Annotated in this window: 11 protein-coding genes; 4 read left to right on the forward strand and 7 right to left on the reverse strand. The window is 38.5% G+C overall.

Annotated elements, in window-relative coordinates:
- The first annotated feature begins 11 nt into the window (after nucleotides 1–11).
- The gene (locus tag XM47_RS15330) at nucleotides 12–1,937 is read left to right on the forward strand and encodes a glycoside hydrolase family 97 protein (protein WP_048694418.1); all 1,926 of its coding nucleotides are present in this window, start codon (nucleotides 12–14) and stop codon (nucleotides 1,935–1,937) included.
- 92 nt (nucleotides 1,938–2,029) lie between these two features.
- On the opposite strand, the gene XM47_RS15335 is transcribed toward XM47_RS15330, so the two are convergent.
- Both XM47_RS15335 and XM47_RS15340 read right to left on the reverse strand, forming a co-directional pair.
- Nucleotides 2,030–2,812 (reverse strand): hypothetical protein, encoded by a 783-nt coding sequence (locus tag XM47_RS15335; RefSeq protein WP_149865532.1) that lies wholly within the window; start codon nucleotides 2,810–2,812, stop codon nucleotides 2,030–2,032.
- A 222-nt stretch (nucleotides 2,813–3,034) separates the two neighbouring features.
- A complete protein-coding gene (locus XM47_RS15340; protein ID WP_048694422.1) occupies nucleotides 3,035–3,808 on the reverse strand; it encodes an IclR family transcriptional regulator in 774 nt (257 codons plus the stop codon).
- A 205-nt stretch (nucleotides 3,809–4,013) separates the two neighbouring features.
- On the opposite strand from XM47_RS15340, the gene XM47_RS15345 reads away from it, so the two are divergent.
- Nucleotides 4,014–4,781, forward strand: a complete 768-nt coding sequence (locus tag XM47_RS15345; RefSeq protein WP_048694426.1) for a phytanoyl-CoA dioxygenase family protein — start codon at nucleotides 4,014–4,016, stop codon at nucleotides 4,779–4,781.
- Nucleotides 4,782–5,107: 326 nt separating this feature from the next.
- Here XM47_RS15345 and XM47_RS15350 read toward each other — a convergent pair whose 3' ends face one another.
- Nucleotides 5,108–6,190, reverse strand: a complete 1,083-nt coding sequence (locus XM47_RS15350) for an NHL repeat-containing protein (protein ID WP_053084588.1) — start codon at nucleotides 6,188–6,190, stop codon at nucleotides 5,108–5,110.
- A gap of 254 nt (nucleotides 6,191–6,444) precedes the next feature.
- Nucleotides 6,445–7,986 (reverse strand): CHRD domain-containing protein, encoded by a 1,542-nt coding sequence (locus tag XM47_RS15355; RefSeq protein WP_048694431.1) that lies wholly within the window; start codon nucleotides 7,984–7,986, stop codon nucleotides 6,445–6,447.
- A gap of 362 nt (nucleotides 7,987–8,348) precedes the next feature.
- Here XM47_RS15355 and XM47_RS15360 point away from each other — a divergent pair, with 362 nt between their 5' ends.
- On the forward strand, nucleotides 8,349–8,957 hold the full coding sequence (locus tag XM47_RS15360; RefSeq protein ID WP_149865533.1) for a hypothetical protein: 609 nt from the start codon (nucleotides 8,349–8,351) through the stop codon (nucleotides 8,955–8,957).
- A 12-nt stretch (nucleotides 8,958–8,969) separates the two neighbouring features.
- Nucleotides 8,970–9,515 carry a hypothetical protein gene (locus XM47_RS15365; protein WP_048694436.1) on the forward strand — a complete coding sequence of 182 codons (546 nt, stop codon included), beginning with the start codon at nucleotides 8,970–8,972 and terminating at the stop codon, nucleotides 9,513–9,515.
- 65 nt (nucleotides 9,516–9,580) lie between these two features.
- Here the strand turns inward: XM47_RS15365 and XM47_RS15370 are convergent, their stop codons facing one another.
- The 3 genes from XM47_RS15370 to XM47_RS15380 form a co-directional block, all read right to left on the reverse strand.
- Nucleotides 9,581–10,294: a SapC family protein gene (locus tag XM47_RS15370; RefSeq protein WP_048694438.1), complete on the reverse strand. Its 714-nt coding sequence runs from the start codon at nucleotides 10,292–10,294 to the stop codon at nucleotides 9,581–9,583.
- Nucleotides 10,295–10,318: 24 nt separating this feature from the next.
- Nucleotides 10,319–11,869, reverse strand: a complete 1,551-nt coding sequence (locus XM47_RS15375; protein WP_048694441.1) for a tryptophan halogenase family protein — start codon at nucleotides 11,867–11,869, stop codon at nucleotides 10,319–10,321.
- 89 nt (nucleotides 11,870–11,958) lie between these two features.
- Nucleotides 11,959–14,070 carry a COG1361 family protein gene (locus XM47_RS15380; protein WP_048694445.1) on the reverse strand — a complete coding sequence of 704 codons (2,112 nt, stop codon included), beginning with the start codon at nucleotides 14,068–14,070 and terminating at the stop codon, nucleotides 11,959–11,961.
- Nucleotides 14,071–14,110: the final 40 nt, after the last annotated feature.

A 14,110-nucleotide genomic window follows, 5' to 3' on the forward strand; every position in this document is an offset into this window, starting at 1 on the left:
AGGTACTACAAATGAAATATTTACTGACACTGCCAGCGTTAACGATAACGCTGGCGAGCTGCTCAATTTTAAACATAGATAAAAGCTTATCCAGTCCAGACGGAAAAATTAATGTACATGTACACAATAACAATGGGCAAATTGAATATCAGATAAGCAGAGACGGAGAGCTGGTTTTAGAAAGCTCTAAATTAGGGCTCGTATTTACTGATAGAGATCTCACTCAAGACCTACAAAGCGTGTCGACTTCATCAACAAAACTTGTGGATGAAAGCTACCAATTATATTCGGCTAAGCAAAAAAACATTCGTTATCAGGCTAATGAAAAAAGCTTTATTTTTCAGAACTCAGCAGCACAAAAATTAAAGGTTACCTTTAGAGTATCTGATGATGGGGTTGCGTTTAAATACACAGCTCTTGGTAATGGTGAGCAAGTTCAATTTTCTCAAGAGTTAACCAGTTTTAATCTACCGGACGACAGCCGAGCTTGGCTGCAACCAATTGCCGAAGCTCAAACAGGCTGGGCGAATACAAATCCATCGTACGAAGAGCATTACCAAATCGACATACCTGTAGACCAAAGCTCTCCGTCGCCTGCGGGTTGGGTGTTTCCTGCTTTATATAAAACACAATCAAACTGGCTAGCACTAACGGAAGCAGGCATTTCAGCCAATTTCCATGCTTCGCGATTAGCACCTAGTTCAGCTAATGGGGAGTATACTCTAGGCCAACCTATGCAAGCTGAAGTTTTCACAAATTCAGGGCGATTGGCTCAAGGCAAGCTCCCATTTTCAAGCCCATGGAGAGTGCTAACTATTGGTGATTTAAAAACGGTTTCAGAGTCAACCTTAGGCACAGATTTAGCCGAACCAAGCATAACAATGAATACAGATTTTATTAAGCCGGGAGTTTCTTCATGGAGTTGGGGCTTATTAAAGGACGACTTTACTATTTTCGAAGTACAAAAAGAATTTATCGATCATGCCGCAAATATGGACTGGCAATATACTTTAATAGATGCTGACTGGGATAGAAAAATCGGCTTCGAGAAATTAAAAGAGCTAGTTGAATATGGCCAAAGTAAAAATGTTGGTGTTTTAGTCTGGTACAACTCTTCTGGCTCATGGAATCAAACTCAGTATTCGCCTAAAGGTCAATTGCTCACCTCAGAACTGCGCCACCAAGCCTTCTCGCAGCTAAAAAAATTAGGGGTTAAAGGCGTTAAAATTGATTTCTTCGCCGGAGATGGTCAATCCATGATTGCCTACTATCATGAAATTTTAAAAGATGCTGCTCAATATGAATTACTGGTTAATTTTCACGGCGCCACTTTACCAAGAGGCTTGCATAAAACTTATCCGCATCTAATGACAGCAGAAGCGGTTAAAGGCTTTGAAATGGTTACTTTTTTCCAAGATTCTGCGGATAAAGTCGCAAGTCATTCTAGTGTTTTACCTTTTACAAGAAACTTGTTTGACCCTATGGACTATACCCCAACCACTTTTAATCCTATTCCAAACATTGAGCGTAAAACGACTAACGCACTACAACTAGCACAGGCTATTATTTTTGTATCTGGTATTCAACATATAGTCGAAACACCCCAAGGCATGAAATCTGTACCTTATTTTGCCAAAGATATATTAAGCAGATTGCCCGCTAGCTGGGATGAATCCAAATTTATTTCAGGCTACCCAGGTAAATTAGCTGTATTTGCTAGGCGCAGTGGCGATACTTGGTACGTAGCAGGAATTAATGGCGAGAACAAAGCCAAGTCCATCGAGTTAGATTTGAGTTTTCTAAATGGTCAAAACTTATCTTTGATTAGCCAAGGTCCTGGTGTAAAAGGCTTAAAAATGGAGAAGATAGTGGCGAGTAAAACAACTAAAGTTACCCTAGCTGGAAATGATGGTTTTGTCATGACGACTAAGTTTTAATTGTAACCAAATTAATCGATATAAAATTCAACAAACCAAGGCAGCTAGCTCAATTAACAAGTTAAGCTGCCAGCCACCTTAAGCCTATAACGCTAGTTTAAATAAATCACTCGTCTTTGATTATTAACCACGCTATCCCAGCCTTTAGCAAACTCAGGGTAACTGAAAAAGAGCTCGTCAAAGCTGCCATCTTGTTGGGCGAGTTTTAACTCTAGCGTCAATCTATCGGCTAAAGCTCTATTTTTATAACTGACAAAAAAATAGTAAGCCGCTTCATATTTGAGTAGCAAATTTTTCTCCAGCTCAAAGTTTGCAAACTCCGGCCGCGTCAATTCCTGCCAAATTTCGTAAACACCGCGCGGAAAATAATCAGCTCTTTTTAGGTTAAACATTCTAATCGTTTTATCTAAATCTGGTGCTAATAAAACAGGTAATTGATTACGCTTTAAAATGATAGAATCTTGCCAAAATGCGCCAGATATTGCAGTAAAGGCACTTAAGTCTTTTATGCTACGAACATGATCAAATTGACTTTGTGTATTGGGATGAATTAATAAAATTCGGTGTTGGTTTAATCCTTTGAGCAAGTCGACTTTAACCGGTAATAACTCTTTTTCTCTTGCTTCACTATAGGTGCTCCAGAGCAGATTAAAATATTCATTCTCTGCAAGGATTTTTCGCATTCTCTGTTTAGTAGCAATCCAAGGTTTTACCTTAATCTCATAGTTACCATGAGTCGTTTTTGTTTTTTCCAAGGCTAGCTTTAGTAAACGAGGAAAGTAATCAGAACCTCCGGCTAAATGAGTGATACGGGTATTTTCAGCTATGGTTTGATTACTAGGCTCGGAATAAACAAGGCCCGAGAACAACAGCAAAATTATTGGTAAAAAGCGTATCAAATCAAAGCTCACTGTTCATATGATTAATAAATGAGTCGCTTATTATTTAAATAATGCAGATTTCCACCCTAATAAAATTAAAGCGACTAAAAGCTAATAGATAATAAGCACTTACATTTTAGTCCAATTACTCACATCCAGCGAATATTGAACTAGCCATTAAAGGTTAGGCTAACACAGAACAAAATACTTAGCGTCTTAACAGCCTAATTGATTAGATATTTTACCCGCAGCTTCAACCAATAACGATTTAATGGTTTCATTGTCAATGGCTTTACTATCAGGATTATGCAAACTAGATACAGCGAGCGCAGCAACCACTTTACCTTCGGGATGACCCACTAATACAGCTAAATCACAGACACCTGATGCCATAGAGTTTTCAGAAAAATAGTAGCCCGATGTTCTAATCTCCGCGAGTTCTTGCTTTAAATCCCGCTTCTCTTCACTGGTCATTTTTTTATAAGTCTTGTCTCGGGTTAAAATCATATCCGATACAGCTTTATTACTATTAGCGAGTAAAATTTTACCTGAGGTTGTGCTGAGCGTCGGGAATACAGCTCCTTCTGCTATGTTAATCGAGATTGGAACTTGGCTTCGAGCCTGAACAACCACCATGGTTTTACTTTGATAAAGCATACTTAAATGACACGACTGACCAAGTTTAACCGCCAAGTCTTCCATAAAGGGTAATGCACATTGCCTTATTTTATCGATTGGAGAGGTCGATCTAGATAAATTATACAGCTTTAAAGACAAACTATATTTGCCAGACAAATCGTCTCTTGATAAATAGCCTCTTGATTCTAAACCCACTAACACTCGATAGATTTCATTTGGCTTTCTGTCTAAGCCTAGTGCTATCTCAGTTTGAGATTTTGGTAATTCTTGATTAGCTAAATATTCAATAATATCTAACCCTTTATCCAGTGCAGGCACTGCATATTTATTTGTTTTTTCGGCTCCTGACAAGCTAAACCCCTCTCAACACACGCATTACAACATCATACTTAAATCCCTTTTATATTTCATTAATCAATTGTTTTGCCTAAGATAAATCCCAAATAAAAAATATTCATATAAAAATATAAAATTCATATAAAAATAAAACTTGAAATTATTGTTAACATTAGACATGATGTATTCATTGACTAAGATAATGTTAGGAGTGAGAATAATGACAATTTTAACAGCAGAACAAATTAATGACTTTCACCGTGATGGTTTTGTCATAGCGAAAAATTTTTATAACGAGCAAGAAGTAAAACGTCTGCAAGACAGAGCGTTTAACGATGACTCTTTATACGACAGAGCTTGGCATAAAAAAGATGCTAAAGGCGCTGTTAGTAAAGTTTGCTTATGGCAGGACGCTGGCGATGACCTTTATGGTATGTTTGCCAGAGGACGCCGTATGGTTGATTCAGTTGAAAAAATACTAGGGGAAGCTGTCTATCACACCAGCACCAAAGTTATGATGAAAGAGCCATTGGTTGGCGGCGCTTGGGAATGGCATCAAGATTTTGGCTATTGGCACAATGATAATTATCAGCTTTACCCTTTACTGGTAAGCGTTATGGTTGCGATTAACAAAGCGACAATTGAAAATGGTTGTTTACAGGTTTTAAAAGGCTCGCATCATATTGGTCGAATTAATCACAATAAAACAGGTGATCAAAAAGGTGCTGATATGGTGTTTGTTGAAGAAGCCATGAAACATCACGAACTGGTTAATGTTGAATTAGAGCCGGGAGACACTTTATTCTTCCACTGTAATTTACTCCATAAATCAAACCAAAACCGTTCAACTGAACCAAGGTGGTCAATGATCAGTGCATTTAATGCAATGAGAAATGTTTCATTTAAGGAAAATGAAGCTGTGTATCATCCACTACATAAAGTAGAAGATGATGCAATTTTGAAATGGCAGGAAACTGCTGAGGTTTAATCGTTACCGATAAAACGGTCTATTCAAAAACGCTGCTGGCGGCTCGTTTAATTGGTCATTAAATAAGCCCAAAGCACACTAATCTTTAGACATAGGAAGTGTCTAAAGATTAATTTTTTTAGCCTCAAATTAAAGCTCAAAACCCTTAACTTCAGCTCTGTAGTCTGTTTTTGGAAAGGGCGTATCCAAATATTAACCTCTTCTTAATTTATCCAAGAAGAGGCAAGTAAAATTAATCTAACCTTAACTCTATGTATGGGCTCCTTTGGTTTGGTGACTACCACGCTACTTCAGTAGGGTGGTGGAGTCCATACATCGAGTTGAGATTAATCTATTTTAACCAACTTAAATGGATAGCTATTATTCGCTCGCCATTGACCAACGTATAAGTTGTCGTCTTCATCGACACAGATAGCATGAACATGGTTAAAAATATCCCAGCTTGAGCACATTTTCTGTAGCTTGCCATTTATATATTCTGGCTGCTGCGCGCCAAGGTTGCACACCAGTTTGTTGTTTCGATCAAAAATTGCAATAAATCCTGAATCGTCGACATTTTTACCCTCTAGATCAGACCAGCACACAGGTGCAAAAAAGTGGTCATAATGAAAAACCGGCCCACCAATATAAGCGCCTGGGGTTTCGATAGTTTCAATATACTCACCCGATAAACTAAACACTTTTAGCGCTTGCTCAAAACGTGAACTAACGATCAGCTTCGGCTGTTCTGGCTGACGTAAATCAACCTCTATGCCATGAGTATTAACTAAATTGTAATTCTTATCCGAATTCTCACTGCCGCCCCAATGCCGAATATATTGCCCTTGATTGTTATACTGAATTAAATAATCAGAGCCATAACCATCGGTGACATAGAGATCTCCATTTGGAGCGATAGCAATATCTGTCGGTCTAAAAGCTTGATCAGGACGGTAAATACCTATGGTTTGTGGATGTCCTATTGTATATAAGACTCTGCCGTCTAAAGTTAATTTAGCGATAAAACCGGCTTGTGCGATAACTTTATTGTATGGTGATTCCCAATCATCGGTAGATTCTCCATCCCAATTTCGATTTAATATCCAACCTGAATCAACCAAATAAATAAATTCGACCCCATTTTCTTCCACTATTTTAATTGCATGTGCTCCTGGAAACTGTGTTCCCCAAGCATCAAGTAGTTCGCCGTCTTTACTGTAAACAATAATGTTGTTTTTATCGTTATCCGTCACCATAAAAATTCGGCCTTGAGAATCAAATGCCATACCGTGACAGTTTTCAACAGGCACCTTAGACGGATCTAATCGCCCCCAATTTGTGTCTACTCTATATTTAAAATCGCCATGACCAACAATCAGGCCATGCGGATCTATGTTATTTTTGGGAATTGATTTTGGCTCAATATTCATAATCTAAAATTGTACACTGTTAACAAACATACTGCATATTAACTTATTTTTATATAAATTTAAAATTCATATAGGTTTAACTAAGTGAATTATGTCAATTAGCCGAGGTATCAAGAATTAAAATACTGTTCAAAAAGCAAATACGCAAAAAAATAGATGACTAAAATAAAAGGTAAGTAATAACACAGAAGAGACTAACGTGAATTACATTAACAGATTAAACCAAAGCTTAATCTGTTAATGTAAGGAGACTACTAAGGTAAGATTTGGCCTCTGATTTCTCCCGAGGCATTAGCTGGCGTATGTATATTGACATAATGACCACCCTGCCAGAGTGCTTCAAAATTAGCTTGATCTAACATTGAATTACCGGGTGTCATCCAAACATTCATATCATCACTAGATTGCTCTAATGCAACAACCACACCGCCATTACTACCAGCAGTGCCGCTATGTATGTGTGCCATGGTCGCATCTGAAACACCTGTGGTAACGGCTCTAAGTTCTATAGACATATCTTTCATGTTTACCAGTGCGTAACCATCGCCCATTGCAGAAGTGGTTACTGCGGGTACTTCTTGAACACCATCAATTCCAAAAGTTAGCAGACTAAAATCAGAGGTTAAGATTTGTCCTCGAATTTCTCCACTGGCATTCGCTGGGGTATGAATATTGACATAATGCCCTCCCGACATTAAAGCAGCTAAAGTGTCATTATCTAGCATAGTGTTGTCAGGTGTCATCCAGATATTTGCAGACGTCCCTTGAATTAAACTCACTGCGGCACCACCATTCATTCCAACTCGCCCAGTGTGGATATGCGCAGCGCTAGCATCATCAACTCCAGATGCCACTAATTTCAGTTCTAAATGATTATTGTCTAGATTAATTAAAGCATAACCACTGCCCATCGCACTGGTATCCACTGCTGGCACTTCTTGTTCACCATCCAGTGCAAAAGTGGCAAGCTTGTAGTTATCCATTAATATTTGTCCTCGTATTTCGCCTCCAGCATGGTTAGTAGAATGCACATTCACATAATGACCACCCGCCATAAGTTCAGCTGCCGTCACTGCATCTAGCATAGTATCGTCTGGAGTCATCCACATAGAGGTATCAGTAGTCGACTGTACTAAACCGACAAGCACGCCACCATTTTCTCCAATTCGGCCGGTATGAATATGGCTCGCAGAAGCGGAAGCTAAGTCCATTGTCATCACTTTAAGATTTAAATATCCAGAAACCGAATCATAGCTAGCATAACCATAGCCCATAGCTTGGGTATCTACGGCAGGGACTTCTTGTGAGCCAGATAATTTAAAAGTTATAATTGAGTGGTTGTCTGATAGGATTTGTCCTCTGAGTTCTCCCATTGGATGCTCACTAGTATGAAGATTGACATACCAAGCCCCGTCAAACATTGCTTCAACCGCGTTAGTGTCTAACATAGTTTCTTCAATCTTGTAAATGTCAGGATCTGAGCTAGGTGCAAACGCGAAAGCGACATCACCATTCATTCCAATATGACCTTGGTGTATGTGAGCTGCGGTATAACCATCTACTGAGCTAACATCTAGCCAAGCTCGAAATTTCATCAAATTTGCATCGTATTCGATAGTGGCGTAAGCAACACTATCCGTTTCTACCATAGGTACTTCTTGCTGGCCCGTTAACTCTATTTTATAGCTAACACTTGGCATGAATTCATCCATTTCTGGATCATCATCAGAACTGAAATCTATTGAGCAACCCATTACAAGCATGCTCAATAACAGGGTATTAATATATTTAATCATAGTTCTGTCCTTTGTTTTATTCACCCCCCAGAAATACTGGGGATTAGGGTATTTGTTAAACACAAAACGCTATAACGTTTGGCTAACACCTCTCAATACGTAATTAAAAATTATAGGATCAGCTTTAAGTCCTCCCTAGTTTACAAGCTGTGATAGAGATCACATTAATTGGTGATCTGTACATAAATCGCTACTTACACTAAGCCCTGAAATCTTTCACGCCCAAAGAAAATGACCTAGGGACAGAAAAATGGTAACACACAAATAAAATAATTGACTTACAAAAGAGACAAGTTAAAATTCATTTTTTTAACAATTAGGATACAAAAAACATGTTACCAATAAGGATAATTACTCTATCATTGTCAATATTATTAGGAGCTTGCGCAGCATTTCCGGGTGATAAAATAGCTAAAATAGATAAGTTACCTGATGTCAGTCAATACAAAGAAAAACCTAAAGTAGTTGTCGACCTTAAGCTATTTAGGGGTAAGCCTAATGACGCTAATGCGATTGAAATAAATCAAGTCCAGCCCGAGTTACAACGTATAGCAACTAAGGTTTTAGACGATTCAAATTTATTCGAAAGTTACACTTACGATTTATTTCAACAAGACCAGGCTGATTACGTAGTTAAACTGCATTTTTATAATTATGGTGAGAATGGCGCGGCAGCTGTTATGGGCTTCCTTTCTGGATTTACTTTTGGCGTAATTCCTGCGGCAGCAACCGATAAATACACTCTAAAAGCCGAAGTTGCTCAAAATAATCAAAGTATCTATGTAAAAGAAAATCAAGACGAGCTAACAACTTGGATTGGGATCTGGTTTATTCCAGCTATGGCAAACACACCGCAAAAAGCGATGGATGAAGTATTCACAAATATGATCAAAGATGCTCTAAATACCATGATCGAAAACAAACAACTGAAATACGCTTTCATCCCTTACCCACTTAGAGTCACTATTTAATAAGGATATACCGTGAAAATTAAATTACTATTGATTAGCATTTGCTATTTAGTTTTATCTGGCTGCTCAATTGTTGCTCCCTCTTACCAAGCACAAGTTGAAAATGTAAATTTACTAAAAGTAGTAAAAAAAGATGTTGATGTAAATACTGTAAAAGTTGATAAGAAAAAAAATTCAATCTCATTGAGAGGAACCAAACTCGTTTCCCCTTACGAGGAGTCATATGGTAGATACATTGAAACGGCAATTACCGAAGAACTAAAAAAAGCTCAGTTGCACAATCCCCTCTCGCCAAGAAAGTTAAAAGCAACTATTGTTGAAAATGACATAGATGCAACAGGGATCAGCACAGGTGAAGGCATTATAAGTGTTGAATTTGTGATCCAAGAAGACGGAAAAAGCTTGTTCAAAAAAACCATTACGGCAAACAGTAGCTGGGAGTCTTCATTTATGGGGGCTATAGCGATCCAAAATGCGCAAATGTCTTACCCTAAACTAGTTCAACAACTACTAGAAAATTTATATAAAGACCAAGATTTTATCTCGAGTCTACAATAAATTTGATAAAAAAAGGTCACGTAATCGTGACCTTTTCAACCTTACCGCCTCGAATAAAGCGTTAACTAAAGCTTTTCATTCCATTCAACTAATTTCTGTAAATGAATGCCAGATGTTTGCATTAAATAGCAGACTTGCAAAATACCTGATTTATGACACTGTTCTAATGACTCTCCAGCTAATTTACTAACAGCCTCTTGGCTAAAGCTATATAATCCGTTTAGACTCTGTTTACCCTTACTTGATGATTCATAATCTAGCGTCACTTGCTCTAACAAGCCAAGGTCATCTGCTTGTTTTAATAACGAGCTAGTAAATTTTGTACCGCCCATTAACTGCGAGAAAGATTGCTGAATCCGTTTAAAATAAGCCGTCGGTTCGCCTTCTTCAGTAAACACAGCTTCTCCCTTACCAACACATACCTGAGGGCTATCCATATTAATCGCAACCTGCCCTTGGTTATCCATAGAACCTTCTGGTAAAGCTAGCTGAAACGGTCGTCTTAACACATCTAATGGCAAGTATTTCGCTCGCCATTGACCGTTATCTAAATATAAATTTTCACCAGAGTTTAGACCCAATAAAGCGCAAAGTTGAAACAGCCCATTATCTGGATTTTTAATAATAAAAATGGGGTATTCATGGCATAAAGTGCTGATTTCAGTTGCCACAATATAAGCCGTATTCATTTTGTTTTCAGCGGCTTCGTAATTTTTAGTATCAATACATAAATCACTATGCAATTGAAAGTTAACGATTTGAATATTTTTATCTGTCATTATTTTCTCGGAATTAACTAATTATTATGCTTGCGAGACCATCTTAGCGAGCAATTGTCTATTTGTCGGCATTTGTTTTAAAAATTGACGCATTTTATGCTGATTTTCTGTTACATGCCGCGCCATATAATCAATTTCTGCAGTACTCAAGCCGAAAGCAACTTGGGTATTAAATTGATTACCATACAAAACAAACTGATAATTTGTCGCGCTAAATAGCTCACCAACTACTTCAAAATCATGCGCATTAGGGACTTTGTGTTTAAATAGCTCAAGCATCTGCAATAAAGATTCAGGAATTGACTCGACAGTCCGATTATCGTGCCAAAATGGGGTATCTCGCTGGCTTAAAACATAATGCAACTTTAAAAAGTTGATCGCATTTTGCCAATGATGCCTAAATTTTTTATTAAATCTCTGTTCACTAATTTCCATACAAGTCTTAGTCGGTGGTAACTGATCCGCTATCATTTGAGCAGATAACTCGACTAAAATTAAAGCGGATGCTTCTAACGGCTCTAAAAACCCTGCCGATAAACCGACAGCAACACAGTTCTTATGCCAAAATTTTTGTCTATGACCAGGGTTAAACTTGATCTCTTTTAGTTTAAGATCTTTAGTACTAGAGCCACTTGCTTCTATATAGTGATACAAATCTTCTGTCGCAGTATTCACATCTGTATATTTAGAAGAGAAAACATGACCAACGCCTCGTCGAGTCGGTAAGGCTATATCCCAAATCCAACCAGCTCGCTGAGCTGTTGATTGAGTAACAGAGCTAATCGAAGCTTGAGCATCTACGTATTGGACTTGAGTTGCTATCGCTGTATCAGCAAATAAGCAGTCTTTAACGGATATAAAGGGGATGTTTAGTGCTTCACCTAAAAGTAATGCTTTAAAGCCAGTACAATCAATGAATAAATCCGCCGTTAAGCTTTCATTTTTGCTCGTTAATACAGAATCAATTTCCCCAGTTGGCGTCAAATTAACTCGCGTGATATCAGCCAATACATGTTTAACACCTAGTTTATCAGTGCAATGCCGAGTCAAGAATTTAGAAAATTTGCCCGCATCCAAATGGTAACCATAATTAACCACACTCTGATATGCCTGATTTTCAGGCGTTTTTGGACCTAAACCTGCATTGGCAAGCAAGTCACTAAAACAATACATGGCTGAATATTTATCTGTAACTTGTCCTTTGCTTTGCAGATAAAGCCAGTACTCAGCTGTTAAGCCTTCTTTGCTCGCGTGTATATCTTCAAAAGGGTGGTAGTAATAATCCTCACTATCCGCCCTATCCCATCCGTTAAATTTTGAGCCAAGTTTAAAAGACGCATCACACTCACTAACAAATTCGGCTTCACTAATTCCCAAACTTTGCAATGTTTTAGGCATAGTCGGCCACGTGCCTTCACCCACGCCTATAGTTGGAATATTTGGCGATTCACAAAGCGTTATCGATAATTGATTCGCTTGAATTTTAGCCTGATGTCGCGCAGCTAAAATACCCGCGGTTAACCAACCTGCAGTTCCGCCGCCGAGGATCAGAATATCTTGTAAGGGTTTTGCCATTAACTCACCTATTACACCATGCTAGAAACAAAAATGCCGCTCAATAGAGCGGCATTTACATTAATTGAAAATCAATCTTAAATCATCAACTATGGCGCACTATATAGTCTTAAGTTATCAATATAGTGCTGTGTGTCCGTACCTGTAAAGGTAATATCTAAAGTCATATTCTCAGCAGACCAGTCAATAGATGCCGATTTCGCCATACGCTCATCAATCACTAACTCAGCAGAGCCATCTTCTACATCACCTGACATAGTAATTGATTCAACACCGTTTGTGATATTAACCGTAAATGTGGTGTTGTCATCTGAGTTAATATTTTCAACATCAAACTCAACCACATAATGACGATTCATTCTGATTTTGCCAGCTTCAAGTGGCACACTCACAGTCACACCAGAAGCTTCGCCTGTTGTATCTACGTATAACTTATTCTCACCTGCCACGTCGCGAATTTCAGCCACACCGCCTGAGCTTGTAATGGATTCATTATTTTCAAATAAACCATAATCACTCGTTAGTAAATCCAATGATGGATGCATAAATGCACTATAGCGAATCAGACTTAAGTCATCAATGTCATGCTTGCCCTGACCATCATATTTAAGTAAGCCAAACCAAAACGGTTTGCCGACATGAGCAGAAAAACTAGCTTCGCTCGCATCAATATATTGCACGTGTTGGTTCCACTCATTCAAGTTAGTATTCTGAAAACGAGCACCAACCCAAAAACGAGGACCGTCACCAGGACCAGCATAAATTGGTACATATGGGTTGCCATTTGCGCCAACTATTTCTTCAGAACGAATCCAGTAAGACGTTACATATTTTTCACCCGCTTTTAATTCAGGAATAAAATATTGACCCGGAATACGGTTATCACACCAATTACCTTCTAAACGGAAACCATACGCGCCCGTTCTAGCTGAGCTTGCTTGAATCGATTTAACTGGACAGCCCCAGTTAGCCCAACCAAAAACAAAGTCATTCGTATTGCTTTCGCCAACTGCTCCCACTTTATTCACATCTTCAAAGTCAGCATTAAAGCCCTGAGCGAGTAATAAGTTGTTATCCGCACCGTTAATTGTCAGAGTTAAACGGCGACGGCCATCAGCTGTGTTGCCTGACTCATCTTCAACTTGGAAACTGAAAACATATTGTTGTGATTCACCTGGCGCTAAATCATCACTATAAATAGCAGGGACGACAGATAAAATATTACCCTCAACCGAAACACCTTTAGGTAATTCCGACATACCTTCAACTTGAAGATCTTTAATGCTAATTGCACCGTCGTCATCTTCAGCACCCATAGTTAGATCAATATCAGTAGGGTTAGTATTTTCTGTAACCGGTAAGGTCAAGAAATAGTCAGTGAAAAATGGTGCGCCTTCAATCTTTTCTACCGCAAGATAGTTCACTGTAATATTACGAGTAATCGTATTCTTACGATCCGAAATATCATAGCTGTAAGTAAAAGGTACAAACTCACCGCTTGGCACCGCATCTTTAACTGTTGCAAGATCGACAGTTAAGTTGCTAGTATCTAAGCTAACGTCTAAATCATAGGCGTGAGCGCCTACTTTCTGCCAGTTACTAATGGTTAAATCTTCACCATCTAAATCTTCAACGCCCAATAATAAATCGACCATCTCAACGGTAGAAGATTTTGTATAGTTATAGGCTAAGTCGCCTTCTGCTGTTGGCACAGATTCGTCACCAACAACTGTAATAACAGCTTTTCGCTCTTCAGTTACTAGTTCACCATCCGAAATTTTATAAGTGAAAGTCACTGTGCGTTCATCACCGGCATCTAGAATCGGTTTCAATTCAGCTGGACGAACGGTAACAACACCATTGTTAATTTCAAAACCTGTCAGATCTTCAGAAGAAGATTGAAGGTCAATAACACTTAAGAAATCACCATTCGGATCCGTTGCAACAGCAGATAAATCATCAGATGTATCATCTGGTGTGCCATTATCATTAATCCCAGATTTTTCTCCCGCCGCTGTACCTAATAAATAAACTTGACGTACTCGCTCGTCTCTTTCATTTACTGTTACAGCAATGTCGCCTGGCTGAGAAGGCGCTAAGTTTTCTTGTGGGAATACAATCCCAGAATTATCGTCATCTTGACAACCTGTAAGTGCAGTTAATACAGCACTTACTAATAAAGACTTTTTCATTATATTCATAGTATTACACCATTCAATTTATGTAGGCGACCGTCAAATC

It is taken from the genome of Catenovulum maritimum (genome assembly GCF_001050375.1).
Classification (GTDB): Bacteria; Pseudomonadota; Gammaproteobacteria; order Enterobacterales; family Alteromonadaceae; genus Catenovulum; species Catenovulum maritimum.

Coding starts and splice junctions, on each gene's coding strand:
- XM47_RS15380 (WP_048694445.1), bottom strand. CDS start 14,070: ATGAATATAATGAAAAAGTCTTTATTAGTAAGTGCTGTATTAACTGCA.
- XM47_RS15375 (WP_048694441.1), bottom strand. CDS start 11,869: ATGGCAAAACCCTTACAAGATATTCTGATCCTCGGCGGCGGAACTGCA.
- XM47_RS15350 (WP_053084588.1), bottom strand. CDS start 6,190: ATGAATATTGAGCCAAAATCAATTCCCAAAAATAACATAGATCCGCAT.
- XM47_RS15345 (WP_048694426.1), top strand. CDS start 4,014: ATGACAATTTTAACAGCAGAACAAATTAATGACTTTCACCGTGATGGT.
- XM47_RS15330 (WP_048694418.1), top strand. CDS start 12: ATGAAATATTTACTGACACTGCCAGCGTTAACGATAACGCTGGCGAGC.
- XM47_RS15370 (WP_048694438.1), bottom strand. CDS start 10,294: ATGACAGATAAAAATATTCAAATCGTTAACTTTCAATTGCATAGTGAT.
- XM47_RS15355 (WP_048694431.1), bottom strand. CDS start 7,986: ATGATTAAATATATTAATACCCTGTTATTGAGCATGCTTGTAATGGGT.